This is a genomic window from Streptomyces sp. STAM6 (assembly GCF_054963715.1).
In genome coordinates, this window is the sequence record NZ_JBUEFZ010000012.1 from 32,714 (window position 1) to 59,649 (window position 26,936).

A 26,936-nucleotide genomic window follows, 5' to 3' on the forward strand; every position below is an offset into this window, starting at 1 on the left:
CATGCCCTCCTTCGCCGTGCTCCTGTGCTGCGGCACCCTCCTCCTGGCCGGATGCGGGACGTCCGCCGGCACCTCGTCCAAGCCGGGCGAAGCGACGAGGGCGCTCGACAACTGCGGCCGGAAGGTGGAGATCAGGGGACAGGGCCCGCGGCGGGCCGTGTCCCTGAACCAGGGCACCACCGAGATCCTGCTGTCCCTGGGGCTCGCCGACCGGATGGCCGGCACCGCCACCTGGACCGACCCGGTGATGAAGGGCCTGGAGAAGGCCAACGCGGATGTGCCCCGGCTGGCCGAGAACAACCCGGCCTTCGAGAAGGTCCTCGATTCCGAGCCCGACTTCGTCGCCGCCTCGTTCGCCTCCACGCTCGGCAAGGGCGGTGTGGCCACGCGCGAGCAGTTCGAGAAGATGGGCGTCCCCACCTACCTCTCCCCGGCCGACTGTGTGGGCAAGGACAACAGCGGCAAGGGCGACGGCGTGCGGACGAAGCCGCTGACGATGGACACCGTCTACGGAGAGGTGCGTGACCTGGCGCGCGTCTTCGACGTCGAGGATCGCGGCGAGGTACTGACGGCGCGCCTCAAGGCCCGCGTGACGAAGGCGACCACGGGTCTGAAGGCCTCGGACGTCACCCTGCTGTACTGGTTCGCCAACGCGGAATCCCCGTACATGGCGGGCTGCTGCGGGGCTCCCGGGATCATCACCGAGGAGATCGGCGCGAAGAACGTCTTCGACGACACCACCGAGGAATGGCCGCAGATCAACTGGGAGACCGTCGCCGAGCGCAACCCCGACGTCCTGGTCATCGGTGACCTCACCCGCAAGTCGCAGACCGCCGAGAGCGCCGCGAAGAAGATCGCCTTCCTGGAGTCGAACCCGGTCACCGCGCACATGGAGGCCGTCAAGCACAAGCGGTACGTCCTCCTCAGCGGCCAGGCCATGAACCCGACCATCCGGACGGTGGAGGGCATCGAGCAGGTCGCCGCCGCGCTCCGCGAGTTCGGCCTGGCGAAGTGACCGCGGCCCTGCTGCGCACGACGGCGGGGCTGACCGCGCTCGCCGCCTCCGTCGCGCTGGCCATCACGATCGGCCCGGCGGACCTAGGGGTCGGCGATGTCTGGTCCGTCGTCGTCGCCCACCTCGGCGGAGCCGAATCCGGCCTCACCCCGATCCGCGACGGAATCGTGTGGAACCTGCGCCTGCCACGCACCCTGCTGGCCGCGGTGTGCGGCGCCGGCCTCGCGTGTGCGGCGCGGTCATGCAGTCGCTGCTGCGCAACCCGCTCGCCGACCCGTTCGTGCTCGGCGTCTCCTCCGGGGCCTCGACCGGTGCCGTCCTGGTCGCCGTCCTCGGCTTCGGCGGCGGATCTCTGTCCGTCCCGGGGGGTGCCTTCGTGGGCGCGGTGTGCTCGTTCGCCGCGATGCTCCTGCTGAGCCACACGCTGGGCGGCACCACCGACCGGGTGGTGCTGTCCGGCGTGGCGGCGATGCAGCTGTTCTCCGCGCTCACCTCCTTCGTCGTGGTCACGTCCGCCGATGCCGAGACGACGCGAGGTGTGCTGTTCTGGCTTCTCGGCTCGCTCAGCGGTGCCGGCTGGACCGACGTGTGGCTGTGTCTCGCCGCGCTGACCGTCGCACTGGCCGTCTGCCTCGGCCACGCCAGGTCCCTGGACGCGTTCGCCTTCGGGCAGGACGCGGCGGCAACCATGGGCGTGAACGTCGCCCGGACGCGGTTGGTGCTGCTGTGTGTCACCGCGCTGCTCACGGCCGCTCTCGTCAGCTCGGCGGGTGCCATCGGCTTCGTCGGCCTGGTGCTGCCGCACGCCGCCCGGGCTCTCACCGGTCCTGGGCACGGGCGACTGCTGCCCGCCGCCGCGCTGGGCGGTGCGGTGTTCCTCGTGTGGATCGACACGCTCGCCCGCACCGTCATCGACCCCCAGGAAGTCCCCGTCGGTGTCATGACCTCCCTCGTGGGCGTCCCCGCCTTCGTGCTCATCCTGCACCGGACCGGAAAGGCAGGCCGATGACCCTCAGCGCCGACCGCGTCCGCCGCGCCGTCGACGGGCGGCTCGTCCTCGACGGCGTCAGCATCACACCGCCGCCCGGCCGCATGACCGGACTGCTCGGCCCCAACGGGTCCGGGAAATCCACGCTGCTGCGCGTACTGAGCGGAGTGCTCGCCCCCGACTCCGGAGTCGTCACCCTGGACGGCGAACCCCTGGACCGGCTGCGCCGCAGGGACATCGCCCGCCGCATGGCCGTCGTCGAACAACAGGCCGACACCCTCGTCGAGCTGACCGTCGCCGACGTCGTACGCCTCGGTCGCACCCCTCACCGGCGGGCCTGGACACCTCCGGGGCCGGCGGACGAGCGAGCGGTGCGCGACGCCCTGGAGCGCACGGGTCTCACCGACGCGGCGGACCGACGCTGGCGCACCCTCTCCGGAGGCGAACGCCAACGCGTCCAGATCGCCAGGGCCCTCGCGCAGGAACCGCGCGAACTCCTGCTGGACGAACCGACCAACCACCTCGACATCCAGCACCAGCACGACCTGCTGCGTCTCGTACGGGAGCTGGACGTCACGAGCGTCGTCGCCCTGCACGACCTCAATCTCGCCGCGATGTACTGCGACCACCTCCTCGTCCTGCGCCGAGGCCGGGTCGTCTCCGCCGGTGCGCCCCGGGACGTCCTCACCGAGGCCCTGATCGCGGACGTGTACGGCGTCCGCGTCGCGGTCACCGACCCGGACGGGGACGGCCGCCCGCACATACGGGTGCTGGGCCCCCGAGAAGGCGCCGTCATCCCTCCCGGGCGCTCGGCCGGGCGGCCGACGAGTGACTGAGGCTCGCCCCGCCCGCAAGACCGCGGGCGGCGGCGTACGGGCGGAACGGGCTCGCGAACAACAGCGCCCCCAGGGTCGGGGCGCTGTGCTCGGTGTGCGGACGGGCCTCAGACGGCCCAGAAGTACTGGTCACCGAAGCGGCTCACCGCTTCGTAGGCGGCTTGCGCGTTGACCATGCACCACTCCATCCCGCCGTGCTGGTCGATACATGTCCGCCGCATCTCTTCCAGGAAACGCCGGTCGATCCAGTCCTTCGTCTCGCGAACGGGGCTGAGGTGGAGGCCCATGTGCTGGGCGCCGTAGTTGCGGTAGCCGAAGTCGTGCTGGTTGCAGGCCTCGGTGAAGAAGTCCTGGATGTGCTGGGGGCCTGAGCAGCCGTCGTTGCTCCAGTCGAACGGAGCGATCGGCGAGTGGCGGGAGAAGTCGTGGTAGCTCAGGCTCATGATGGTGTACGCCACTTCCTTGTCGCCGGCGGGTGCCGCTGAGGCGCTGGTGCCGGCGTAGAGGGAAGCGAGGGAGCAGGCTCCTGCAAGAGCGGTGCGCAGGGCAGTGCGAAGGTTCACGCGTAATCCTTTCGGATGAAGGCCGAGTGCGGCCTGTTCGGGGATGGGTGGTCGCGGGTGACGCGGGGGGCCGGGGGACGTCGGGGCGCCCTGCCGGTGGTCGGGCCGATGCCGGCGGCGAGTCGCCCGGCGCCTGCCCGCGTGCCTGTGCGGCGTGGGGCCGGGCGGGCTAGGCCTGGTTGACGTTGATGCAGCTGGCCCATCCGTTGCCGATGGCCAGACCGCTGTTCTCCCAGGTGCTGCGGTAGAAGTTCTTGGTCTGGCCGTCGGTGTGGTCGTAGGTGAAGCGGGCCATTCCGCCCTCTCCGTCCCAGGTCACGTACGTGCGGTAGTTCTGCCGTTCACAGCTGTTCGGGAAGGGCCAGTCGGGGTCGGCGTGCGCGGGGGTGACCGTCAGCACGACGACTCCGGCGGTTGCGGCGAGGACTGCGGCGGCGTTCTTGAGTCCCTTGCGCATGGTGCTCCTTGGTGTCGGGCGGCCGGCTCGCCTTGGTGGGCCGGTCCGCGTAGGTCGGTCGGCGCGTCTGACGGCACGCGGTCACCGACTGCCGAACCCGTGCCCGAGCCGTGCGTCGAGGCGCCGCGGACAGGGGCTTCGGGGTGGATGACTGGAGTTTGTGGTGGTCCGGCACAGCCGTGCAAGCTCGTCCCGGTTGCTTCATGGATGTGGGGATCCCTAAGGTTCTGACCTGCCGGGACGTGTTCGTCCCGGGACGGGGGACGCCCCGGTGAAGCACCATCGGCAACACAGGAGGGGGCACGTCGGTGGCCGAAGGGCAAGGGGGTCGGGCCGCTCCGGCACGGCAGTTGGGCGACGCGCTGCGGACCCTTCAGCAGCGCTCCGGGCGGACCTTGCGGTCGCTGGAGTCCGAAGTGCTGATCAGTGACTCGTCGCTGTCGCGCTACCTGCGCGGCAGCACGGTCCCGCCATGGGCCACCGTCAGAGATCTGTGCCGGGCGCTGGGAGCGGACCCGGACGCGTACCGGACGCTGTGGGAGGCCGCCAACCAGTGCCAGCCGGCCTCCGTTGACACGCCGGCCTACGTCGCTGGGCCGGACGCCACTGATACACCGCCGTCCGCTCCGATGCCGGAACCTGTCCCGAGACGCCGCATTGCGGCCTGGGCCCAGTCCCTACGGGTGCGGGTACGGAGCCGCTGGGTGTACGCGACGGTCGGCGTGCTGGCGGGCGGCGTGCTCGGCTCGGTCGTCACGTGGCACATCGCGGCGCCGACGTCGGTGCCGGAATCGGGGCAGAGTCGGCACGCGGCCGGGCCGGTGGCGGCGTTCGGCGACAAGCCCGGCAGGTCGGATGCCGTTCGGCCCTTCATCAACCGGGCGACGGGTCATTGCCTGGACGACAGCCTCGACCACGGACTGCGCGTCTACCCCTGCAACGGACTGAGCTACCAGAGGTGGACGGTCCGTGCCCTGCCCCGCGGCACCTATCAACTCAGGAACCACGCGACGGGAGAGTGCCTGAACAGCCGCGCCAAGGATGTGCACACCGGAACGTGTGGCACCTCGTCGTCGGGAACATGGACGGTCAAAGCCTGGGCCGATGAATCGGTGGCACTCTCCGGTGCGGCGACGGGTGCCTGCCTGGAGGACAGCGCCGGAGGACTGCGCGCCGCGGAATGCCGGCCGACGAACCGGCAGAAGTGGGGCTGAGCGGCCTTTGCGGAGTGGAAAGGCCGCTCGGAACGTCAGTTCGGGTCGCGGCGGTCAATTGCCCGACCGGTCTGATCACCGGGCCGCCTACCCGTTTCCGACGGTCAGGCGCCCGTCCTCGAACGTCAGCTCGGCCGCGTACATCACCCGCCGGGACCGGTCAGCGCTCCAGCCGTGGAAGACGATCCGGTCACGGCCGCCGGCACCGGCCACCACATCCTGCCCTCCCGGGCCGCGCACCGCCCCGGCGAAGGTGTCCTTGGTCAGCAGTGGCGCGTCTGCCTTGACATAGGGTCCGGTGAGACGCTCCGCCACCGCATATCCCGTGCTGTACTCGTCCGTGCGGTACGCCCCGGCCGAATACAGCAGCACATACGAGCGGCCTCGCCGGATCAGCGTCGGAGCCTCGACCAGGTCGCCCTCCCAGTCACGGTCCTGGGTCATCAGCTTCACCGGCTCACTCTCCAGATGTGTGCCGTCCCAGGAAACAGCCTGCATCTGGAGCCATGTCCGGATGCCACAGCAGTTGCCGTCGTTCTTCCAGACGACATACCTGCGCCTGCCTTCGGTGTAGCTGGCCGCGTCGATCGCACCGCCCTGCTCAAGGGGACAGATCAGCGGCTTCTCGCCGACCGGCCGGAACGGCCCCTGCGCGCTGTCGGACAGGGCGACGCCGATGCACTGGCGTCCACTGGCTCGCTCGCGCGCCGTGTAGTACAGGGTGAAACCGCGGCCGTGGGCGAACACCTCGGGGGCCCACACCCGCGGCTCGTCCGGGTCCACCCACTCCCCCAGCACTGGCAGGGCGTCATCGGTCCCCGCCGACCAGTGCGCCAAGTCCCGTGAGGTCGCCCGCTGTACGTTCCTGCCGTTCCCGCTCGTGGCGTAGGCGTGATACACACCGCGCACTTTCACCACGTCCGGGTCCGGGAAGTCCACGTCCAGTACGGGCTCGGCTCCCCCCGCAGCGGCTGCCGCGGGCAAGACCATGACCATCGCGAGCGAGGCGAGCACAGCGACAGGGCGCAGACAACGACGCAGGATGCCGTACAACATGACCTTGCCTTTCGGAGCAGCGTCGGGCGGACAGCAGACGCTGACCGGTCACACGGACAAACGACGCGGCCGCCCTCAGGTTGCCCCCGTTCGGGTTCGCGGCCGAGGGGGGCTCACTGCCACGGCCACGGACACCACGTACGGCTCGTCCACCTCACCGCCGGGGAAGTGGCGGGTGAGGTGTTTCCGCTCCGCCGCGAGGAAGGACGAGGCCGCGGGCTCTCCGAGGACGATGAAGGCCGAGTGGGTGGCGAGCTTGGCGAGGTGGAAGTCGACGGGGACGCGGCGTGACCAGCGCAGCGTACGGGTCGCCCAGGTGAGTCCGGCCGGTGTCGCCACGTCGGAGATGTAGCAGCCGGGCCCCAGTCGCTCCTCGATCCTGGCCGCCTGCTCGGCCACCCAGGGTACGGACGGGTCCGGATCGTTCCACCACAGTGCGAGCGCGCCCCCGGGGCGCAGGGCGCGCAGCGCGGACGGGACGGCCCGTGCGGGATCGGTCCAGTGCCAGGCCTGGGCGTACGTGATGAGGTCGAACGTGCCGTCGGCCAGGGGCAGCCAGTTGCCGTCCCCGCGCACGACCGGAATCCCGGGGTGCTCGCGCCGGAACGGCGCCGTCATCCCGGCGCCGGGTTCCACGCCCACGACGTGGGCCCCGCGTTCGTGCAGGTCCCGGGCGGCGATGCCGGTCCCGGTGCCCACGTCGGCCACCCGGGCGCCGGCCAGCCGCTGTCCGCTGAACTCCTCCAGGGTCGCGAAAACGGCCTCGGGGTAGCGCGGCCGATACGCGGCGTACGCGCGCGCGGCCCGGCCGAAGGCCAGAGCGCGTTCACCGGCGGGGATGTCGTACGTCATGCACCGACTATTCCGCAGGCCCCCGGTCCGCGACAGGGCCAGTCCGAGCGAGTGGCGCGGATCCGCCACACCGCCAGGGTGCTCCGGGCACCCCGGGGGTGCCCCGGGTGACCCGGGGCCTAGGGAAAGCACCGGGTCCGCCTTGGACGACGCCGCGGCACCGCGCGGCCTAGCTTCGAGGCACAGTCCCTGCATGTTCGGTGTCCCAGGGGCTCGCCGGACGCGAGGAGTTGATGGGCATGCAGCAGCAGTACGGTCTCGCCCCTTTCGGAGCGAGTGAAACCTACGAGGGGGATCCCGAGTTCGGAGCCGAAGGCCTGCACGAGTTCGCGGAGGGCGAGGCGGAGTTCGGGGCCGAGGCCGAGCACGAGGCGGCCTGGGAGGAGTTCGGGACGGGCGAGGCGCATGCCCTCCAGGAGGTCGTGCCCCTCTCGATGGAGAGCCCCCTGTCCGAGGCCGAGGAGGAGCAACTGGCCGCCGAACTCCTGGAGATCGGCAGCGAAGCCGAGCTCGAACAGTTCCTCGGCAGGCTCGTCCGGAACGTGTCGCGCGGCGTACGCGGATTCCTGCGCTCGCCGGTCGGCCGTAGCCTCGGCGGCATTCTGAAGAACGTGGCGCGGGCCGCGCTGCCCGCCGTCGGCGGAGCCCTGGGATCCATGGTCGCGCCCGGCATCGGCACGACCATCGGGACCCGGCTCGGCACCATGGCGGGCAGGTTGTTCGAGGTCGAGGCCGAGGGCGCGGACCAGGAGGAGTACGAGTTCGAGGTCGCCCGGCGGGTCGTCCGGCTGGCCGCGACGGCGGCGGGCAACGCGGCGCTCGACCGCCGGCAGGGGCCGCCGCAGACCCTCGCCGGTGACGCGGTGCTGTCGGCCGCCAGGCGGTACGCCCCGGGCGTGGCCCGCCGGTTCCGGTCCTTCGCCCAGCCCGCGCCGTGGAGTTGGCCCGCTCCCGTGCCGGGCGGCGGCCTGCTGCGGGCACCTGCCGCAGGCGGTGGCGCGCACCGCTGCTGCGGGCCCGGGTCGGCCCAGGGCGGTGTTCCGGGGGTGCTCCAGGGAGGCTCGCCGGGCGGTGTCCCGAGGGCGGTCCCCGCAGGCCCCGTGCCGACGTCGCGGGCCAGGTCCGGGCGGTGGGTGCGTCAGGGCCACAAAATCGTACTGCTGGGGATCTGACCGTGTCGGCCCGGTCGGTGGCCGCGCTGCTCGAAGGTGAGACACGGGCGCTCCTCACCCGCCTCGACCGGGTCAAGCCGTTCGTGCTGCACGAGACGATGGTGCTCGCCGCCGCGCCGGCGCCCGCCGCGCAGACCGCGATCGAGGCCTACCTGGCGCGGGGGCGCGCCGAACTGCGCGGCCGGGCCGGGGACTTCCTGGCCTGGCTGGCCGGCCCGGGACGGGCCGCTCCGGCCGAGGAGATGCAGCGCCGTTACGTCGCTGTGCGGTGGCGCTTCAACGACGTACTCGCCCAGCTCGACGTGTTCCACGACGCGCTCACCCAGCGCAGCGAGAACAGTGTCGGCGTATGGCTCTCCGGACTGGACGTGGCGGCGGCCGACGCGCTGCGCGTGCCCGGAACGGCCGTGGCGGTGCCGCCCGTGGTCTGCTATCTCGACCGGGGGCCCGGCGGCGCGATCCGCCGGGCCAACACCCGGATCCCCGGCAATGGCCGCACTCCCGTCGCCCTCATCCGCATCCCCCGCGAACGCATGGTCGGGTACGGCATCGGTGCCTCGCTCGTCCACGAGGCGGGCCACCAAGTGGCCGCGCTGCTCGACCTGGTGCGGCCCCTGCGCGAGCGGCTCCACGACATCGAGCGGCGCAGCCGCGGCCCGGCGGACCGAGCGGCCTTCGCCTGCTGGGGGCGGTGGATCTCGGAGATCGCCGCCGACCTGTGGTGCGTGGGGAAGCTCGGCATCGCCGGCACGCTCGGCCTCATGGCCGTGGTGAGCCTCCCCCGCGCTTTCGTGCTCACGCCCGTCCCCGGGGACCCTCATCCCTTCCCCTACATCCGGGTCCGGCTCTCCTGCGCCCTGGGCAACGGCCTGTACCCGCATCCGCAATGGGCCCGGCTGGCGGCCCTGTGGTCCTCCTGCTATCCCCCCGAGCGCGCCCCGGCGCCGCTGCGCCGCCTGATCGCCGCGCTGGAGGCCACCATGCCGACCCTTGCCCTGCTGCTGCGCGACCACCGCCCGCCCGCCCTCCGCGGCGCGACGCTGGGGCAGGCGCTGCCGTTGTCGTCCCGCACCCCCGAGTCGCTGCTCGCCCTCCACCGCGGGTGGTCGCGGCGGCCCGCCCTCATGCGGGACGCGCCCCCCACGCTGGTCTTCGCGGTGCTCGGCCAGGCGAGGGCCGCCTCCCGCATCAGCCCCGAGACGGAGAGCGGGCTCCTCGGCTCGCTGATCACCGGCTGGGCAGTGTCCAGCACGCTCACCCCATTGAGTTGAGGAGGTCAGTCATGGCCATCGTCCATGCCCATCCCGAACGGATCCCGCAGGGCGGGCGGGTCCAGTTGACCATCGCCCGGAGTTCCCCCCACGCGGGGGACCCGGGGGTGGAGCAGGACGCGCCGGTCGAATGGAGCGTCGACGGTGTGGGCCGGCTGCACACCGTAAGCCAGTCCGACCCCACCCAGGCGTACTGGGATGTGCCCGAGGACCAGCAACCGGCCGCCTATACGGTGCGCGGCGCGTTCCTCGACCCGGGCGAGGGGGGAGAACCCGTGCGGGACGGCGGCACGGACGTGGTCGTCGTCACCGCCCGCCCCTTCGGCGCGCGTGACAGCGTGCAGGTCCACATGGGCCGTTCGCACACCGAGCCCACCGACGACCAGGCGCTGTGGACGATCATCCGGCAGAGCACCGAGCGGATCTCCTTCAACGCCTACGCCCGGTGGATCGACGGCATGTTGTGCTCCGGCCGCGAATCATCGGTGATCCCCTGGCCCAGGAGCGTCCCCGGTCCCCGGGCCCTGCCTTTCCCCGGTGTCGACGGCTACCGGCTCCTGAAGGTCGCCACCGAGGTCTTCCTGCTGGCCAACTGCGGTGTCCACATCTCCTCGCGGGACCTGCGCCGGCTCTTCACCGATCTCGACCTGGAGAACGAGCGGGAGCGGTACGGAAGTCAGGAGGCGGGCGGCGAGGCGTTCCGGCGGGCCATCGAGAGCCGGTGGAGCCGCTACATCTCGGCCGACCCGAACCCGGATCCGGGCGGGGATCCCACCGCGGACCCCGCCCTGCTGCCGTACCTCGGTGTCATTCGGCTCAAGCTGGGCGAGCAGGCCATCGACGTCGGCGAGGGGTTCGGCCGGCAGTGCTACGGCATCCTGCGCGACAAGCTCACCTTCCCCTTCCTCCTGGAGCTGATCTGGAGCTACTGGCACGAGGAAGGCATGCTCGTCCAGTCCATCGACGCCGTCGCCCGCCGCTTCCAGAACATCCACGGACCCGGTGCCCAGGATCCGCTGGCGCACATGGAGATCGACCCCCTCCGGGCGATCAACCCCCTGCTGTGGGGCTACATCCAGGACGAACAGCACCGGCTCACGGCACTGCGCCGGGCCTACGAGTACGACCACCACTACGGTGTCACGGCGCTCGCCTCCGCCGTACCCGCGCTGCGCCCGGCCGACAGCCGGCCGCGGTTCCTCGAAGCGTTCCACACCCTGCTCAACCTGACCTCGGTCTTCTACAAGGAGGACGACGACACCACGGTCGTCGCCGACGGTTTCCCGGTGCTCAACGCGTTGAAGGACGTCCACCTGCTGCTCACCGAGGGACAGCACAATCAGTACGGCGACCTGCCGTGGACGGCCCGTCAGGAAATGCTCATGCAGCAGTGGCTGCTGGCCCGCCCCGAGATGCGGGAGTTCCTGCCGGGCCGCACGATGGTCGCCTACCCGGAGCCGTGGATGGAGCGGGTGGACACCATGAAGCGGCTGCAGGGCTGGTCGCCGGACACCGTCATCCACTTCCGCGATCTGGGGCGCTTCGGGGAGCAGATTCTGCTGGGGGTGCGCTTCGGCAACTGGACCGACGTGCACAACCGGAACCAGGCGGCCAACTGGGCCCGGTACTGGCGCACCGAGATCCAGGGTTATCTGCACTCCTACCGGGCCGTCACCGGTGTCGATCTCAGCGTCGAGCGAATGAGCGACGCCCGCGTGGAGTCGACGCCGCCGGCGATCCTGCTCTACCGGCGGCTGCTCGAACGGCCCGGCGGGCGACAGGGTGCCGGCGGTGCGGCATACCTCGGGGGGCCGGGGACCGGGGCCGGCCCGTATGCCGTCGGCCGGCGGACGGCGCGCCCGTTGCCGCCGCGTGAGGGCGCTCCCCGGTACGGTCCGCAGTACCCGGCACTGCGCCGGCCCGGGCCCCGTCCCGCGCAACTGCCGCCCGGGGACCCCCGACTCGGCGGGTGACTGCGTTGATCATCGACTGTCACTGCCACGCGGGGACGGGATCCGCCCTCGGCGGCCCGTGGGACTCGGCGCCGCTCGGCGGCTATCTGCGGCGGGCCCGGGCCGCCGGGGTCCGCCGCACCGTGCTGCTTCCCGTCTTCCACGACGACTACACGGTGGCCAACCACCAGTTGGCGCGGATCGCGGCCGCCCGGCCGGGCCGCTTCGTACCGTTCGCGATGGTCCATCCACGACGGGACGCCGGACGCGTGCACGCCATGGTGACCCAGGCCGTCCAGCGCTGGGACTTCCGGGGCATCAAGGTCCACCGTCGGGACGCGCCCATCACGCGGGAGGTGTGCGAGGCGGCCCGCCGGCACCGGCTGCCCGTCCTCTACGACCCCATGGGCGACATCGCGCCCGTGGAACTGCTCGGCACCGAGTACGCGGACGTCGACTTCGTCATCCCCCACCTCGGCAGCTTCGCCGACGACTGGGGCGCCCAGCTCGCCCTGATCGACCATCTGGAGCGTCATCCCAACATCCACGCCGACACCTCCGGGGTGCGCCGGTTCGACCTGCTGATCCAGGCGGTACGGCGAGCAGGGCCCGGCAAGCTGCTCTTCGGGTCGGACGGACCCTTCCTGCACCCCGGCCTCGAATTGGCGAAGGTCCGCGCCCTGGGGCTGCCGCCGGCCGCCGAGGCGCTGATCACCGGGGGGAACCTGCTGCGTCTCCTCGACCGCGGGGCACGCCGCGAGACCGCACGCGGGACGCATCCGGTCCGAACCACGACGGCGACCAGTGGACAAAATTCCCGTACGGATTGAAACGCCCTCACCGCATCGTCATCGTGGACGTGCACCACGGCGCCATGGCGATCCGACCATGGCGCGCCCACGCCCCGCCGGGGAAAGGGTCGCGATGCCAGCAGCCCCACGAGACGTGCCCCCGCCCACCACCGAAACCCTCTTCCGCGGTCGCGGAAACGAACTCGCCCGCCTTCGGGACGGCCTGCGCCGGGCCGACAGCGGCGCCGCCCACCTGATCGTGGTCGACGGCCCGGCCGGCATCGGCAAGACAGCGCTGATCCGGCAGTTCGTGCGGGAGGCGGCCCCGGTGCGGCTCCTGGCCGCCGGCGGTGACGAGACCGAGTCGGCCTTGCCGTTCGGGGTACTGGCCCAACTCCTCGCCCGGACACCGCACGCCATGACCCCGGCCGATCCCGGGCACCCCGTGGGTTCGGTGGCTCTGCCGGCCGGGGAGGCGGTGCGCGGAAAGGGCGGGGCGCAGTTCTTCCGCGATCCGTTCGCGGCGGGAGCGTTCCTGCTCGACGTCCTCGTCCGGTACGGCAGGGCCGCGGAGCCCGTTGCCGTCGTCATCGACGACGCCCACTGGGCGGACACGCCCTCCCTGCAAGCCCTCACCTTCGCCCTCAGACGCCTGCGCGGCGAGCGGGTGCTCACGGTGCTGGCCACCCGCGAAGCGACCGACCACCGATTGCCCGACGGTCTGCGTCGGCTCGTCGCCGACGGCGGCACCGGGCTCATGACCCTGCGGGGACTGACCGACAGTGAACTCGGCGAGCTCAGCGACGCCGTCGTGCCCGAACGTCTGCCCCGCCGTGCCATTCGGCGCCTGCGCGAACACACCGGGGGCAACCCGCTGCATGCCTGTGCCCTGTTGCGTCAGGTGTCCGCCGAGGACCTGGCCGCGCCCGACGCCTCCCTGCCCGCCCCGCGCCCGTACGCCCTGCTCGTCCTCGCCGACCTGGGGCGGTGCGCCCCTCCCACCCGTGCGCTCGTCGAAGCGGCAAGCGTGCTCGGCATGTCCTGTCCCGTCCCGCTGGCCGCCCGTCTGGCCCGCGTCGCCGCGCCGCTGTCCGCCATCGAGCAAGCCGTGGCACACGGCCTGCTGTGCGAGCAGCCCACCGCGGGACCACCGTCCGTCGCCTTCCCGCACCCCCTTGTCCGGGCGGCGGTCTACCACTCGCTGGGGCTCGCCCGCCGCACCGCCCTGCACGCCGCGGCCTCCCGACTCGTCGGCGACGCCTTCGCCGGCCTGCACCACAGACTGCGCGCCGCCGACGACGTCGACGATGCCCTCGCCCGGGATCTCGCCGTGCAGGCCCGCCGTGAGGCCGACGGGGGCCACTGGTCCAACGCCACCTCCCTCATCCGCCACTCCGCCCGGCTCTGCGCAACTCCCGCGGAGCGCGAACGCGTGGGCGCCGACGCGGTCGACGTCCTCATCCTCGACGGCCGCACCGACGAGGCCGCCGCCCTCGCCGCCACGCTCCCCGGCGACCCCGAATCCGCGCGTCACCGCTCCACACGAGGCCACCTCTCTCTTGTGAGCGGGGACACCGGCGATGCCCGTGTCCTCCTGGAGCACGCGTGGCGGCAGTGCGACACCCACACGCAACCGCAGCTCGCCCGCCGCATCGCCGAACAGCTCACCTGCGCGCACCTCGCCATCGGGCAAGCCGACGCCGCCGTAAGCTGGGCGCGCCGCGCCCAGGACCTGCCCGCCGCACCGTTCGACCCCGGGATGCTGCGCTTCGCGCACCTGACGGCCATGGGCGCCCAGGGCGCGGTACAGGAAGCCAAAGCCCAGGTGGCCTGGCTCCCGGAGGCGTCACTCGTCGATCGCCGTCACACCGACCTCCTTCTGGGCCGTGGGGTCCTGCACCTGTGGACCGACGACGTCGACGCCGCCCACCTCGACCTGCGGACCGCCAGCCGTCTCTGCTCCGGTGGGCCGGCGCCCCTGCGGATCCTCGCGGGCCTGTTCCTCGGCTGGGCCGAATTCCGGCTGGGTCACTGGGACGCGGCGCTCGACCACCTCGAAGCGGCCGCGTCCCTCGCCGCCGACACCGGACAGCACTGGCTCGCGCCCCTCTGCCATGCCCGCGCCTGCACGATCCGCGCCTTGCGCGGCGAACTGAGCGAGGCCGCCGAGCACCTGCGCAGTGCGTCCGGGAACCACAGCGACGATCCTTCGCTCCATGTGCACCTCGCCCGGGCCCGCGCCTGCCTCGCCGTCGCGGGCGGTGCGCCGCAGGGCGCGGTGGCCGCGCTGTCCCCGCTGCTCAAGCGCCGGCCCCACGGCCATGCGGTCGTCCACCCGTGGCGGCACATGCTGGCCGACGCGCTCACCACACTCGGCGAATACGACGAGGCCCATCAGGCCCTGGTCCCGCTGGAACAAGCCACCGGCGACCAAAGACGCCCCAGTGTCCAGGCCGCCGCGAGACGCGCCCGGGGCAACCTCATGGCGGCGCGACGGGAGCCGGACGCGGCGGAACGGGCTTTCACCGCCGCCCTGGCTGCTCTGTCACGCGTACGCGATCCGTTCGAACGCGCACGGGTGGACCTGGACTTCGGCGTCTTCCTGCGCCGCGCCGGACACCGCGCACGCGCGGCCGGACACCTTCGCGCCGCCCACGGCACCTTCGCCGCTCTCGGCAGCGCGCCGTTCCTCCTGCAGTGCGAGCGGGAGCTCGCCGCCTGCGGCCGGCCGGTCGGCGCCCGGCCACAGAACGTCCCGCTCACGGCCCAGGAATTCACCGTCGCCCGGCTGGCCACCACCGGCTACACGAATCGCCAGATCGCCAACGAGCTCATCCTCAGTATCAAGACGGTCGAGTACCACCTCAGCAATATCTACGCGAAGCTGGGAATCTCCTCCCGCATGGGCCTGATGGACCGACTGGCCGCCCTCTCCCCCGTCGCCGGCCCCGCTCCTGCCGCCCTGAAGGCGGGCGCCGCCGCGACGCCGAGGACGGTATAACCCTGTCGAGAGCCCGCCCGCGTTCCCCGTGGCCCTCCCCCGAGCCCACCGCCGGGCCGGTTCGCGTCCTGGTCGAAGACCGGTGGCCGCCGACCCATATGGGTCGGCCTTCGGTGTGCATACTATGACCGGCAGGGGGGGCCGTCGTCCGACCGAACGGCGATGGGTGGGGCCGATGGGCCACGGGCCGGGCCGGACGATCAAGGAGACCAGCGATGGATGTCGAGGAATGCTGGCGCCGCTACGGGCTTCGCCCCGTCGACGCGGACCTCGACGAGATCCGTGCACTCCTCATAGAGCACACGGCGCGTGAGCGACGCGCCCAGGGCGAAGGCGACACTGAGCTGATGAGGCTCTGCTGCTTCCAGCTGTTCAACAGCGGCGACCTCGACGACGTGCTCCTGATCTGGAGTGCGAAGCAAGCCAGCTTCGACGCAGCGTGCTCGATCGACATCGAATTCCTGCTTGGGCACGGGCTCGACGCGACGAAGGCCCACCTCTCGGCCAGCCGTGCACCTTCTGCTGCAGGCGGCGCTGGATCGACTGCGCGAGCTGGAGGCGGACGGTGAATTCGAGGGCTTCTCAGTGGAGGAGCGCTCCGCTTCCTACGACCGGTACTACGGCGACTGACGAATCGGCAGCGCAGCGCCGCTCAGTCGTCCGTGATGAGGCCGGTGCCCGCGAGGCAGCCGTCGACGAAATCCGGGCGGTACTGGATCTGCTTGAGCCTGCGCTTCACGGCCCCGGTGATCTGGCCCAGGTCGGCTGCGGCGCGGTTGCCGATGTCGCGCTTGACCAGCGAGCAGATGCCCTGCTGCGGGTTCAGGTCGGGCGCGCAGGTGGTCAGCTGGAACAAGGGGAGCCAGGCGGCATTCGCGGCGATGAACTCCCGCATCCCGGCGGTCGGGTGGATGCGGACGTTCTCCCAGACCAGCACGATCGGTCCGCCGAATGGGAGGCGGGCACGCATCAAGAGGTCGCGGAAGTCCCGCCAGCCGAAGCCCTCCGCTCGCCCTTGCGCCCTCGGTACTCACGGATGGCGTAGATCAGCCGGAACCGCTCGCCGGCTCGTAGCAGGTCATACCCGCCATCGCACCCGTCCGGAGCCCGGCCGCGAACCCGGACGAACGGGGTCCGGCCGATCCGTCCCAAGAACTACTCGGTCTGGGACAAGACTCGGATGGTCAACGGACTCCGCTCCCACCTGCGCGAGTATGCCCCGGCCGCTCTCCGGGCGTTTCACGGTTCCGGCACGCTGGGTCTCGGCTCCGAGCACGCCGCGCGGTCCTGGCCGCGGCACCTACCCCGGCGGCAGGGGCGCCGGGGTAAGTGCCGGTGGGGTTGTGGCCAAGCTCCGGAGACGCGCCTCGACCGGCGCTGATGAGGTCGGTCGGGGACTGAACGTGGCCGCACGTGCCGCAGCGGAAGCGCCACGGGGTCCAGTGTGGGACACATCGGCGCACGAGCTGGAGTTGACCGGCTTGCAGGCCGAGCTCACCGGACAGGCGGTGTGCTTCCCTCCCGCATGCGTTTACTGGTCGACGTGCTCGGCCTCGGCCTTCGGGAGCGCGAGCATCACGAGTCCCGCCACGAGGTAGAGCACCGCGGTGACGACGAGGACGATGCTGAGCGCGTGACCGTAGTCGGCCGGTCCTGGTACATCGGTCGTCGATCCGGTGACGGCGGCGAAGAAGATCGTTCCGAGAACGGCGATGCCGATGGATCCGACGATCTGGTTGACGGTGGAGAGGACGCCGCCCGCCGCGCCCCTGTGAAGTGGTCATGCCGGCCAGGCTCACAGTTATAGTTGCCATCGAATGACCGCTTTCCCGGGGGGGGGGATCATGGCTGTGACCTCCGCGCGGACGCTCCGGCTGCTGTCGATCCTCGGTATCGGCGCCACCCTGACCGCCGAGGAGCTCGCCGAAAGGCTCGGAGTCTCCCTTCGGACCGTGCGACGCGACATCGACACGCTCAGAGGGCTTGGTTACGAGATCGAGGCCGTGCGCGGGGTGGGCGGAGGCTACCGGCTCGGCCGCGCCACCCGCTTGCCGCCGGTCGTCTTCGACGAGGACCAAGCAGTCGCCGCGGCCGTCGCGCTCCAGACCGTCCCAACGATCCTCTCCGGCATCCGTGAGAACGCGGCACGCGCCCTCGCCACGTTGCAGCAAGCGATGCCCGCCCGCAGCCGCATCCGCACCGAGTCGTTCAGCGTCTCCGCAGCGCGCAACTACTGGGAATTCCCCGCAGCACCCATCGATGTCGAGATCATCCGCGTCATCGGCGGCGCGATCAACCGACAGCACGTCGTTTGCGTGAACCACACCGGCGAGGACGAACCGGCGATGCTCACGCTGGAACCGCACGACCTCGTCGTGTGGGCGGCGCGGTGGTACCTCGTCGCGTTCGAACCGGACGCGGACCGATGGCGCGCGATGCGCGTCGACCGCCTCGAACCACGCATGCCCACGGGGAGAACCTTCGACCGCCGCGACGTCCCGCACGGCGATCCGGTCGCATTCGTCATGAGCACGCACGACCGAGGCGACACCCTGGCGGAATGGCCATGTTGCGGGTCTGCACGCGTCGCTCTACCTGCGCCCATCGTCGCCCGGTTCGCCCCCGGCGGCTCGACGGTCGAGCACGACACCGACTCCAGCTGCCGACTCACGCTCGGTGCGTGGTCATGGGCAGGGCTGGCAGGACTGCTCCTGACTTTCGACGCTGACGTCACAGACATCGAACCGGCAGAGCTCAGGCAGGCGCTGCGCTCCCTGCGCACCCGCATCGACGAAGGACTCAAATGTGCTACGTGAGTTCACCGGGATGCGTCGAGGCTGGGGACTGTTACACGCGTCGGTGACCACACCTGGGGTCGAACGACAAGGCCAGTGGAGCCTGGACGGCCGCCGGCCCGGAGTCGGCGTCAGCTGACCGACGGCATACGGTTCCGCGTCCGAACCGGCATCACGTGGCAGGACATCGACGCCCGTTGATGTGCGCATCCTCACCCGCGCGGCCGAGCGCGGGGAGAAGACACCCGGCGTCGAAACGGTCGTGGACCACGTCGTCGCGGCCTTGATGTACCGCATCCTGTTCCGCCTACAAGGGCTCGACACCACCCACGCGCGCCGGCTCGTGGGAGCGGCGCTCGGCCAGACCGGCCAGTGACGCGCCCGGGCACGCCCGGAGCCGCCACTGGCGGTCACGGCGGAGGGCACTGCTCCGTCGGAGGATGCCCCCAAGCGGTGGGCATCGGCCAGGCACGCCCCCTGGGGCCGGCCGGCCTGCGGGGACGGCGACATCCCGGGGCGGATCTCATGAGCCCGCGTTGAGCTCCGCGACGATCGAAGCCGGGGTGTGGCCGCTGCCGTCCGACACCCGGTGGAAGTCGACGGAGACGAAGTTGGGGTTGCGGCCCCCGGCTGCGGGCCGGCACTTGTCGGCGACGCGGCTCCTCAGCTTGGCGCCGTTGTCCAGGGCCGCCGTGAGGACAGTGGGCACATTGCGGTGATGGCTCATCGTGAACAGGCGCCTGAATCCGGGCTCCTGGCGATCCAGGGGGACGTCGGACCAGCGACTGACGCACGCCAGGTCGTTGCCCAGGTCCCCGAGGCTCCAGTAGTTGCTCACCGTCCAGGACCTGTCGTACATGACGCCCAGATGCTCACGGTCCGGCCGGTCGGAGAAGATCAGCAGACGCTTCCCGGCGAGTGCGAGATCGGCGACCTTCGGCCACCCGTGCTGCCGTACGCCCCACTCGTCGGGACGGAACAGCAGCCCGGACAGCCCTCTGACCCTGGCGAGGGAATGCCGCAACTGCTCGGCGCTGACGTAGTCCTCGAGGAAGACCGTCACGACCTCTTGCGGGTGGGCCGCGAGGAAGTCCACCACGGTCTGCATCGTGCCGTGGAAAGACTGGCGCGGCAGGGCGTATGTGGCACCGGCGAAGGTCTTGCAGCCGCCGTGGCACAGGTAGACGTCACTGGGGTAACAGTCGCTGCCGAAGCTGATGACGCACAGCCAGTTGCTGCGCTCGTACCAGTGGGTGTCCAGGCTCAGGCCACGGACGCCGGCCGCGAGCTGTGCACGCACCGACTCGGCCTGGTTCACCGAAGTCCACCGGGCGTCCTCGTAGTTGGTGAAGGCGTTGTGGGTGGTCAGGAAGGCGACCTCGTCGAGGCGGCGGTCGCCCCAGCGGGCCGCGGCGGCATCGGCCGAGCGCGGGCCCTCGGAGCCGGCCGCGGTGTTCCCGACCGGGGGCGAGGCCGTCGCGGCGGTTACCGTGCCCAGGAGCGCCAGGAGGACGAGGCACACGAACGCATGTCGGCCGACTCGCCGCAAGGAGGTACTTAGCATGCCCATGCCAGTCATGGAGGGAGGGTAGCGCGCGGCCCGTCGACACGCTCCCCCTCGGACGCGCAAGGCCGGTATCCGACGGAGCGAGCCACCCCAGCGCTCGCCGGCCGTGCCGCGCTGGCGTCCCTGCCGCGCTGGCGTCCCTGCCGCGTTGGCGTCCCTGCCGTGCCGGGGACGGTCAGGGACTCATACCGACACACTCGCCGACCGGTTTACTGGTGGACCGGGAACGCCGACTGGAACGCCAGGCGACGGCCGGCGTCCGCGCCGAGGCGGCCGAGCACGTCATCGAGGGCGAGGTACTCCTCCCATGGTTCCCGCCCTGTCGCCCCGGCCAGGGACCGCACGAGCCTGTCCTCGAGACCGGGAACACGCTTGTCCTTCCACACCTTGTCGGCGGTGCTGACAAGGAGGTCCTCGATCGTCACGGCAGGGCAGTCCCAGCTCGCGTGGGTCGCGGCAAAGCGGGCGACTGCCGGCTCGAAGCCATGGCTGACGAGCAGGTCGTGGCCGGCATTCTCATGCGCCGAGCCGCGCCCGGTGAGCTCCTCGGGATACAAGTTCTTGCCCACGTCATGAGTCGCCGCACCGAGGAGCACGGCCTCACGGTCGACCGCCGGATCCGGACAACGGTCCCCCACCCAGTCGACCAGTTCCACCGCGACCTCGTGAACCAGGCGCAGGTGCGCCGCCAAACGGGGCGGGGCACCCAGGGAAAGCAGCAGTTCCGCCACCACCGGTGGAAGCAGCGGCAGGGACGGCTCGCCGGGGGTACTGAGGGCACGGGACAGGAGATCCGAAGGCGTCGCGGTCATCCCGGCGACGCTACCGGAGGCAGGCGCTGCTGAGCAGGCCGGGTCCAACCCTGCGGCAGGTCCGGGGCCGGCCGGCGCGGAGTGGCCTCGCCTCTCCGACGCGGCGAGCGATCGGCGGTAGGGTGCCGCCCGTGTCCGAGCATCAGCGGGACCTCGCCGGCTACGGCGCCGAGCCGCCGCACGCCGCCTGGCCCGGCGGCGCCCGCGTCGCCGTCAGCCTCGTTCTCAACTACGAGGAAGGCGGCGAGCAGAGCGTCCTCGAAGGCGACCCCGCCTCCGAGGGCTACCTCCACGAGATTGTCGGCGCACCGCCCGTGGTGGGCGGGCGCGAACTGAACGTCGAGTCGATGTTCGCCTACGGCTCGCGCGCCGGTTTCTGGCGCATCCATCGCACGATCACGGCGCACGGTGTGCCCCTCACCGTCCACGCCGTCGGGCAGGCGCTCGAGCGGAACCCGGACGCGGCGCGGGCGATGGGGGACGCCGGCTGGGAGGTGGCAGGACACGGCTGGCGCTGGATCGACCACCGCCATGTACCCGAAAGCACCGAGCGCGCCGGCATCACGCGCTCCGTCGCGACGATCGAGCGGCTCGTCGGGCGCCGGCCCGTCGGCTGGTACACCGGCCGGACCAGCCCCCACACGCGTCGCCTGGTCGTCGAGGAGGGTGGGTTCCTCTACGACTCCGACGACTACTCCGACGACCTGCCGTTCTACGTCCGGGAGGCGGGCCGGCCGCACCTCGTACTGCCCTACAGTCTCGACGCGAACGACTTCAAGTTCCTCATCGTCCACGGCTTCATCACCGCGGACGACATGCTCACCTATCTCATCGACACCTTCGACACACTCCACGCCGAAGGAGCCGTCCTCCCGCGCATGATGAGCCTGGGCCTGCACTGCCGGATCATCGGCAGGCCCGGCCGCATCCGCGCCCTCGACCGCTTCCTCCAGTACATCGCGCAACGCGGAGGCGCATGGGTCGCCACGCGCGAACAGATCGCGCGACACTGGCTCGCCACGCATCCGCCACCCCGCTGAGTCCTGCCCGGCGTCGCCGAACACCGTCGGTCAAGGCCGCGCGTCTTCCGGCGCCCACGGTGAGTACGCTCCCTCTTCAGGGACGAGGCCGGGTGCCTGGTGCCGGATGTGTCTCATTCCGCGTTCTCGAGAGCGAAGCCGGCTGCAAGGTCCTCGACGAGTCCACCCGCGCGGAGCTATGTGAGGCAGCTCTGAGGTAGGGACGAATGCGGGCCGCCATCACCCGGCCGTTTCCCGAGACGAGGCCTCCGGCGGTGTTCGGCGAGCCCAACGACACGTACACCGTCACCGACGCGCTCTTGAGCGCCCCTCCGCACTCGGGAAAGTACACGTACGACGTGACCCCACGGCTACGCGTACCACTCGTCTCCGCCGGTCGTGAGACAACGGCCGAGGTAGTCCCGCAGGTCCCGGGCCACCCACCGCCGACTGTCGTCCTCGTGTTCCCACACGAATATGTCGGCTCGAGGAGGTGTCCGGACGAAGGCGAATTGGTCGCCCCCTCCGTTGTCCCCGAAGAAGAGCAGAGGATCGAACGGCATGTAGAGGGCCTGGAAGTCGCTGTCCGCCCGGAAGAGGAGGTTGGCCTGGACGATCCGCTCCAAGGGCCAGACGGTGTCCACCCCGTAGCGCCCGATGATGCCGTCCGTCTCCCGAAGGAGGCTGACCAGATCGGGCGGCAGGGGGCAGCCCAGACGTTGCTCCGCGTCCGCGACTTCGGCCGCGCCGACCGGTTCCCTGAACTCGGCCCCGGGAAAGGCCTGACCGGCCGCTTCTCTCCACATGGGGCGCATCATAGACAACTCGCTGTTTCGCCTCCGACAGCGCGACCCGCGGCGGCGACCGCCCTCCGTCACCCGCCGGAGAGCGGTCGCCGTCGATGCCGGCGAGGCGGCTCCGTCACTCCACGAAGTAGGAGTCGTGGCGCACGAAGAACTCCGTGCGCTCCTCGTCCGTCGCGTCCGCGAGGGCCGACAGCCCCTCGAAATACTCCTCACGCGGCGCACCCGGAGCGAAGATCATCAGCATCTCGGCGGGGGCGTCGGAGTCGTTGCGGAAAGCGTGCAGACCGCCCTGCGGCACGTACAGGAAGTCACCCTTCTTCGCGTCGACCCAGTCGACACCGTTGAACAGCCGGACCGTGCCGTCGAGGATGAAGAACGACTCTGAGATCGTCTTGTGGAAGTGTGTCTTGGGCCCGCCCGCCTTCGGGCTCATCTCCACCCGGTAGAGGCCGAACTCTCCCTTCGTGGTGGCCTTGGTGGCCAGGTAGTGGATCGCGTCCCCGCCCGCCACGCCCAGCTCGGGCGGGGTGTCCACGGTTCGGAAGACAGCACTGACCTCGCCTTCCTCACGGTGGTAGACCTGCTCCGGATACTCCGGATACGACATCGGTTCCCCCTTGTCGACGCTGCCCGAAGGCTCTGTCCTCTCTCCAAGATCAACCACAGGACGCGCCGGCGCATTCCGCCGGGGGCGCCGGGGTGGCCGCGGCCCCTGACATACCTGTGCCTGGCTTCGCGCGTGCCCACCTGGGAACCCGGGTGCGGCTCGTCCCGACCGCCGCACGCTTGGACCGGTTCGCTGATCACGCCCGGACACGGCGAAGCGCCAGGTGTGGAGGTGCTTCCCCATCCTGGGGGCGGGCATGGTCTTGCTGTTGGTTCTCGGACTGGCCGGCACAATCGGTGGCGGCGTCGTCGCGTTCGATCTTCGGGGCGTCGCACAGTCCCTTGAGCGGTGGCAGGAGAGGAATGTCGCCTTGCGCGCTCAGGCGCGGGGAAACCTCGCTCCACCCGACCGCTGGATCACGGCGACCGCCTTCCGGATCGTCGGAGCACTCATGTGCCTGTCCGGCCTGCTCCTCCTGCTGTTGTCCATGGTCTGGCGCGAGTTCTGGCCCGGCCTCTTCAGCACCGTGTTCAGGGTGCGGTTGATCGCCGGGGCACGGCCGAGCCGGTCGGGACGACGGGTGTGGCACGGGCCGTCGGCACAGGACGTCGGCGGGCCGGACCAGGGTCGGGCGCCGACTGGTCGACGGCGCGATCGGAGCACGGCGGTGCCCCGCGCCGGGAACGCGATGACGGTACCTCCTGGTCGGGTCAGAAGCGCACGGGCAGCGCGACCAGTCCGCGGGCCCGCATCGACGGTCGCCACCGCAGCGTGTCACGAGGCACGTCCAACTCCAGGGCAGGGAAGCGGCGTAGCAGCGTGCTGACGGCGATCTGTGTTTCGAGCCGCGCCAGAGGGGCGCCCACGCAGTAGTGGATTCCGTGGCCGAGAGCCAGGTGGCCTCCGTCCCGTCTGTCCGGGTCGAAACGGTGGGGGTCGGGGAATCGCTCGGGGTCACGGTTGGCGGACGCCAGTGACAGCATCACCGTCTCTCCGGCCGGGATCGTCACGCCGTCGATCTCCACGTCTTCGGTGGGGAAGCGACGGATCGCCAGAAGCGCCGGCCCGTCGTAGCGAGCGAACTCCTCGATGGCGTCTGCGATCCTGTCCGGGTTGTCACGGAGAGCGGCCAGTTGATCCGGGTGGTCCAGGAGCGACAGCACGGCGGTGCCGATGAGCTGCACCGTGTTCTCGTAGCCGGCGAACAGAATGAGAAACGCCAGCGACGTCAGCTCGTCCTCGGTGAGCTTGTCCCCCTCGTCGTGCACGTCGATCAGGTCAGTCAGCAGGTCGTTGCCCGGCGTGCGCCTTTTCTCGGCGATGAGTTGGGGGAAGTACGCCATCATGGCGGGAACGGCCCGCTTCGTCGCACCGGGATCCTGGGGGTCCGGGGCGACCAGCGCATCGGTCCACGCCCGGAAGTCACGGCGGGAGCCGTGCGGCACACCCAGCAGGTCGCAGATGACGGTGATCGGCAGCGGCGCGGCATAGTCCGCGACGAGGTCCGCGCGCCCGCCGTCGGCCACGACATCCAGCAACTGGTCGGCCAGAGCCTGGATCCCCGGGCGCATACGCTCCACCCGGCCGGGTGTGAAGGCCTTGTTGACAAGCCGCCGGATCCGGGTGTGGTCCGGCGGGTCCATGTTCAGCAAGTTCGCGTCGAGCGCCGGGGGCAACGAGAAGCCGCGGTAGTTGCCGGGAAGCCGATGCGCCTTGTCCAGGGAAAGCCGCGGGTCGGCCAGCAGTTGCCGCACGTCGGCATAGCGGGTGACGACCCATACGGGCAGTCCGTCCGGCCCGGTGATCCGGTGCACCGGTCCGGCCTCGCGGAGGCGGGCATACCCGGCGTGGGGATCAGCGACCAGTGCGGGCAGGTCGGGGAACGCAGTAGCCATAGCGGGCAGCCTAAGGGCTGCCCCCTGTCCCGCCGCCCCTCGGGTATCGGCCGTTGTCCGGACGTCGGCACGGTCGCCCCAGTGCCGGCGGCGTGGCGCCGGTGGTCACGATGACCGCCGCTCACAGCCCACACGGGCGGCTCTTGGGCCGAACACTTCGACCTGCTCACCGGTCCGCCGAACCGAGGGCACACGATCGCCGGCGACGACGTCCGGTGCGGTCACGGTACGACGGTCATACCGGGCGTACCGATCGGACATGGCGCGATCATCGCGTCCAGCGCACTGGTCAGCGGCGAGGTGACCGACTACGTGGGGCGCTCCCGTCGAGGCGGGCCAGCAAGTGTGCGTCGAGGAAGCCCCGCTCGGAGGCCGGGTCGTGAAGCAGCCGGGCGAACGTGACGAGTCCGGCCCCGGCCAGCGACTCGGCCAACCGGTCCACCGGCCAGCTGTAGGCGGGCGCGACCTTGTGGTCGAAGCGGACCGGCTCCGGGCCGTCGGTCGCGAAGAACGAGACCAGGATCAGTCCCCCTGGTGCCAGGACACGCGCCTGCTCGGCGAGCAGTGCGGGCAATTCCCCGGGCGGGGTGTGGATCATCGAGTAGTGGGCCAGCACGCCGCCGAGCGCGCCGTCCTCGACCGGCAGGGTCTCCATCCGCGCCTCCTCGAACCGCAGCGCCGGATGGGCCCGCCGCGCGTGGTCGACCATGGCCGGGGAGAGGTCGAGCCCGAAGGCGTCCAGCCCCAGGTCGCGCAGCATGGCGGTGAGGTGTCCGGGGCCGCATCCGACGTCGGCCGCCCGGCGGTTCCCCGTGCCGCGCACCAGCTCGGCGAAGGTACCGACCATGGCCCGCGCGAACGGCTGGGTCTCCAGCCGATCGGCGAACATCGACGCGTACAGCTCGACGATCCCGTCGTAGGCCGCCCTGGTCTCGTCCTGATGCTCCACCATGGAAGAGAAGCTAACATCCGCGTACGCGCGCAGCGGCTGTCCGCAGCGGGCCGACCGGCCTGCGCATGCCGAAGCCCTGCTCCCCGGTGGGCGCGTGACGCCTTCCGCGGGCCCGGCCGCCCCACGGGCGGCCGACGGCGGCTACGGCGCAAGGCGGACGAGGAAGGCCGTCAGCCCGGGGCTTGTTCGGGTTTCCATCCCCAGACGGTGAGCATGCCGGCCGACAGCGCTGCGCATGCGTCGGAGTCCAGGTACCGGACCGCGGTGTCGACGGCCGCGTCGTCGATCAGACCGGTGGCGAGCATCGCCGCTCTGCTCCGCTCCCATGTGTCCGCCCAGAACCGGCTGATGGGGCTGCCCGGTAGCAGGGGCGGCACATGGATCTCGGCGGCGACGGGCACGAGCCCCGCGCCGCACAGCAGTTGCGGGTACGAGGGCACCCAGGAGACGTCCGTGCCGATGGTGGCTCGCAGCCCCTGCCACATCGCCCGCATCACCGCGGTGTACGGCGTGCCGGGCGTCCGGTCGCTCGTCAGGTCGACCGCGTCGCTGAGCACCAGCACACCGCCGGGCGCGACGAGTCCGGCCAGGGTGCTGATCAGGCGCTCGCGCTCGGGCAGGTGCATCAGTACGAAGCGGGCGTGGACGAGCCGGAACCGGCCCGGGTCGAAGGCCGGGGCGGTGATGTCGGCCTCCAGCACGTCGAGTCCGGGCGCCGGCCGTTCGGTGAGGAAGCGGATGTCGCGGTCGACGGCGAGCACGCTCGCCACCCCGGCCTCCTCCAGCAGGCGGCGGGCGACCGTGCCCGTGCCGGCTCCCACGTCGAGGCAGCGCCACCCGGGGCCGGCCCCGAGTGCCCGCAGCCGTGCCATGGTGATGTCGTCGTAGGCCAGCGCGCCGAAGTCGACGCGCTCGTCCTCACCTGTCTGTTCGGGTCGGAAGACGGCCTCGCCGTAGCGTCCACCGCCGGGTGCGTCCCCGCGCGGAGCGGTGGTCACGCCGCCGCCGGTGCGCTGTCGAGGGTGGCGTCGAGCCGACCGCGGGGGGCCGGTTCCGGCGTCCGGTCGGCGAGACACTCGGCCGGCGGGTCGTCGAGCAGTTTCATGACCGGACCTCTTCACACGGCGGCACGGTGCCGGGCGGCCCCGTCCTGGGCCGCCGCTCCACCGATCCTCCGCGGGCGGCCGCCCACGCGGCCGAGGCTCGCCGGACGTGGGGCCGACCGGCGTACACCGCTCGCACGCGTTCGGCCACCTGAGCATGGTGCTCGTCCGCCGGGGCCGGACGGTGAGCTGTCGAGCCCGGCTCCTACGAT

The 26,936-nt window shown here is 71.4% G+C and carries 24 protein-coding genes and 3 pseudogenes; 15 read left to right on the forward strand and 12 right to left on the reverse strand.

The genetic code is table 11. The annotated features are described in order from the left end of the window. The first annotated feature begins 1 nt into the window (after window position 1). From ACY34K_RS16640 to ACY34K_RS16650, 3 genes and pseudogenes are all read left to right on the forward strand, one after another. A complete protein-coding gene (locus ACY34K_RS16640) occupies window positions 2-1,015 on the forward strand; it encodes an ABC transporter substrate-binding protein (RefSeq protein ID WP_462747940.1) in 1,014 nt (337 codons plus the stop codon). Further along, a pseudogene (locus tag ACY34K_RS16645) lies at window positions 1,012-2,024 on the forward strand (FecCD family ABC transporter permease). Before ACY34K_RS16640 ends, ACY34K_RS16645 begins: the two are co-directional and overlap by 4 nt. Further along, window positions 2,021-2,839: an ABC transporter ATP-binding protein gene (locus tag ACY34K_RS16650; protein ID WP_462747631.1), complete on the forward strand. Its 819-nt coding sequence runs from the start codon at window positions 2,021-2,023 to the stop codon at window positions 2,837-2,839. Before ACY34K_RS16645 ends, ACY34K_RS16650 begins: the two are co-directional and overlap by 4 nt. Window positions 2,840-2,946: 107 nt before the next feature. On the opposite strand, the gene ACY34K_RS16655 is transcribed toward ACY34K_RS16650, so the two are convergent. Further along, window positions 2,947-3,402 (reverse strand): phospholipase A2, encoded by a 456-nt coding sequence (locus ACY34K_RS16655; RefSeq protein WP_462747633.1) that lies wholly within the window; start codon window positions 3,400-3,402, stop codon window positions 2,947-2,949. 169 nt (window positions 3,403-3,571) lie between these two features. Beyond that, window positions 3,572-3,859, reverse strand: a complete 288-nt coding sequence (locus ACY34K_RS16660; RefSeq protein WP_462747636.1) for a hypothetical protein — start codon at window positions 3,857-3,859, stop codon at window positions 3,572-3,574. A gap of 308 nt (window positions 3,860-4,167) precedes the next feature. On the opposite strand from ACY34K_RS16660, the gene ACY34K_RS16665 reads away from it, so the two are divergent. Next, complete coding sequence (locus ACY34K_RS16665) at window positions 4,168-5,073, forward strand: helix-turn-helix domain-containing protein (RefSeq protein WP_462747638.1); 906 nt, start codon at window positions 4,168-4,170, stop codon at window positions 5,071-5,073. An 87-nt stretch (window positions 5,074-5,160) separates the two neighbouring features. Here ACY34K_RS16665 and ACY34K_RS16670 read toward each other — a convergent pair whose 3' ends face one another. Continuing rightward, complete coding sequence (locus ACY34K_RS16670; RefSeq protein ID WP_462747942.1) at window positions 5,161-6,063, reverse strand: glycoside hydrolase family 43 protein; 903 nt, start codon at window positions 6,061-6,063, stop codon at window positions 5,161-5,163. A gap of 141 nt (window positions 6,064-6,204) precedes the next feature. Next, entirely contained in the window at window positions 6,205-6,981 is a 777-nt protein-coding gene (locus ACY34K_RS16675) for a class I SAM-dependent methyltransferase (protein ID WP_462747640.1), read from the reverse strand. A gap of 239 nt (window positions 6,982-7,220) precedes the next feature. On the opposite strand from ACY34K_RS16675, the gene ACY34K_RS16680 reads away from it, so the two are divergent. From ACY34K_RS16680 to ACY34K_RS16705, 6 genes are all read left to right on the forward strand, one after another. Further along, window positions 7,221-8,153, forward strand: coding sequence for a hypothetical protein (locus tag ACY34K_RS16680; protein WP_462747642.1), 933 nt, complete (start codon window positions 7,221-7,223; stop codon window positions 8,151-8,153). Between the two features lie 2 nt (window positions 8,154-8,155). Further along, window positions 8,156-9,424, forward strand: a complete 1,269-nt coding sequence (locus ACY34K_RS16685) for a hypothetical protein (protein WP_462747644.1) — start codon at window positions 8,156-8,158, stop codon at window positions 9,422-9,424. Between the two features lie 11 nt (window positions 9,425-9,435). After that, window positions 9,436-11,397 carry a hypothetical protein gene (locus ACY34K_RS16690; RefSeq protein WP_462747646.1) on the forward strand — a complete coding sequence of 654 codons (1,962 nt, stop codon included), beginning with the start codon at window positions 9,436-9,438 and terminating at the stop codon, window positions 11,395-11,397. Then, window positions 11,394-12,206 (forward strand): amidohydrolase family protein, encoded by an 813-nt coding sequence (locus ACY34K_RS16695; protein ID WP_462747647.1) that lies wholly within the window; start codon window positions 11,394-11,396, stop codon window positions 12,204-12,206. The genes ACY34K_RS16690 and ACY34K_RS16695 overlap by 4 nt, the downstream gene beginning before the upstream one ends. Before the next feature lie 94 nt (window positions 12,207-12,300). Further along, window positions 12,301-15,168, forward strand: a complete 2,868-nt coding sequence (locus ACY34K_RS16700; protein ID WP_462747649.1) for a helix-turn-helix transcriptional regulator — start codon at window positions 12,301-12,303, stop codon at window positions 15,166-15,168. A 215-nt stretch (window positions 15,169-15,383) separates the two neighbouring features. Next, window positions 15,384-15,737 (forward strand): hypothetical protein, encoded by a 354-nt coding sequence (locus ACY34K_RS16705; protein WP_462747651.1) that lies wholly within the window; start codon window positions 15,384-15,386, stop codon window positions 15,735-15,737. An 83-nt stretch (window positions 15,738-15,820) separates the two neighbouring features. Here the strand turns inward: ACY34K_RS16705 and ACY34K_RS16710 are convergent. Then, a pseudogene (locus ACY34K_RS16710) lies at window positions 15,821-16,317 on the reverse strand (transposase); the annotation flags it as partial. Window positions 16,318-16,693: 376 nt separating this feature from the next. Here ACY34K_RS16710 and ACY34K_RS16715 point away from each other — a divergent pair. From ACY34K_RS16715 to ACY34K_RS16725, 3 genes are all read left to right on the forward strand, one after another. Next, entirely contained in the window at window positions 16,694-16,975 is a 282-nt protein-coding gene (locus ACY34K_RS16715; RefSeq protein WP_462747653.1) for a hypothetical protein, read from the forward strand. A gap of 37 nt (window positions 16,976-17,012) precedes the next feature. Further along, window positions 17,013-17,984, forward strand: a complete 972-nt coding sequence (locus tag ACY34K_RS16720) for a helix-turn-helix transcriptional regulator (RefSeq protein WP_462747655.1) — start codon at window positions 17,013-17,015, stop codon at window positions 17,982-17,984. Between the two features lie 181 nt (window positions 17,985-18,165). Beyond that, window positions 18,166-18,339, forward strand: a complete 174-nt coding sequence (locus ACY34K_RS16725; protein WP_462747657.1) for a TetR-like C-terminal domain-containing protein — start codon at window positions 18,166-18,168, stop codon at window positions 18,337-18,339. A gap of 147 nt (window positions 18,340-18,486) precedes the next feature. Here ACY34K_RS16725 and ACY34K_RS16730 read toward each other — a convergent pair whose 3' ends face one another. After that, window positions 18,487-19,485, reverse strand: coding sequence for a PI-PLC domain-containing protein (locus ACY34K_RS16730; protein ID WP_462747659.1), 999 nt, complete (start codon window positions 19,483-19,485; stop codon window positions 18,487-18,489). A 254-nt stretch (window positions 19,486-19,739) separates the two neighbouring features. Beyond that, window positions 19,740-20,342: an HD domain-containing protein gene (locus ACY34K_RS16735; protein ID WP_462747661.1), complete on the reverse strand. Its 603-nt coding sequence runs from the start codon at window positions 20,340-20,342 to the stop codon at window positions 19,740-19,742. 131 nt (window positions 20,343-20,473) lie between these two features. On the opposite strand from ACY34K_RS16735, the gene puuE reads away from it, so the two are divergent. Beyond that, complete coding sequence (puuE, locus tag ACY34K_RS16740) at window positions 20,474-21,382, forward strand: allantoinase PuuE (protein ID WP_462747663.1); 909 nt, start codon at window positions 20,474-20,476, stop codon at window positions 21,380-21,382. A 350-nt stretch (window positions 21,383-21,732) separates the two neighbouring features. Here puuE and ACY34K_RS16745 read toward each other — a convergent pair whose 3' ends face one another. The 3 genes from ACY34K_RS16745 to ACY34K_RS16755 form a co-directional block, all read right to left on the reverse strand. After that, window positions 21,733-22,167 carry an SMI1/KNR4 family protein gene (locus ACY34K_RS16745; RefSeq protein ID WP_462747666.1) on the reverse strand — a complete coding sequence of 145 codons (435 nt, stop codon included), beginning with the start codon at window positions 22,165-22,167 and terminating at the stop codon, window positions 21,733-21,735. A gap of 115 nt (window positions 22,168-22,282) precedes the next feature. Then, window positions 22,283-22,774: a cupin domain-containing protein gene (locus tag ACY34K_RS16750; protein WP_462747668.1), complete on the reverse strand. Its 492-nt coding sequence runs from the start codon at window positions 22,772-22,774 to the stop codon at window positions 22,283-22,285. 710 nt (window positions 22,775-23,484) lie between these two features. Then, entirely contained in the window at window positions 23,485-24,669 is a 1,185-nt protein-coding gene (locus tag ACY34K_RS16755) for a cytochrome P450 family protein (RefSeq protein WP_462747670.1), read from the reverse strand. Between the two features lie 135 nt (window positions 24,670-24,804). On the opposite strand from ACY34K_RS16755, the pseudogene ACY34K_RS16760 reads away from it, so the two are divergent. Continuing rightward, window positions 24,805-25,023: pseudogene (locus ACY34K_RS16760) on the forward strand (LbetaH domain-containing protein); the annotation flags it as partial. On the opposite strand, the gene ACY34K_RS16765 reads toward ACY34K_RS16760, so the two are convergent. Together ACY34K_RS16765 and ACY34K_RS16770 are read right to left on the reverse strand one after the other, a co-directional pair. After that, window positions 24,959-25,621 (reverse strand): class I SAM-dependent methyltransferase, encoded by a 663-nt coding sequence (locus ACY34K_RS16765; RefSeq protein ID WP_462747673.1) that lies wholly within the window; start codon window positions 25,619-25,621, stop codon window positions 24,959-24,961. The pseudogene ACY34K_RS16760 and the gene ACY34K_RS16765 overlap by 65 nt on opposite strands. Window positions 25,622-25,791: 170 nt before the next feature. Then, window positions 25,792-26,619 carry a class I SAM-dependent methyltransferase gene (locus tag ACY34K_RS16770; protein ID WP_462747675.1) on the reverse strand — a complete coding sequence of 276 codons (828 nt, stop codon included), beginning with the start codon at window positions 26,617-26,619 and terminating at the stop codon, window positions 25,792-25,794. Window positions 26,620-26,936 lie beyond the last annotated feature (317 nt).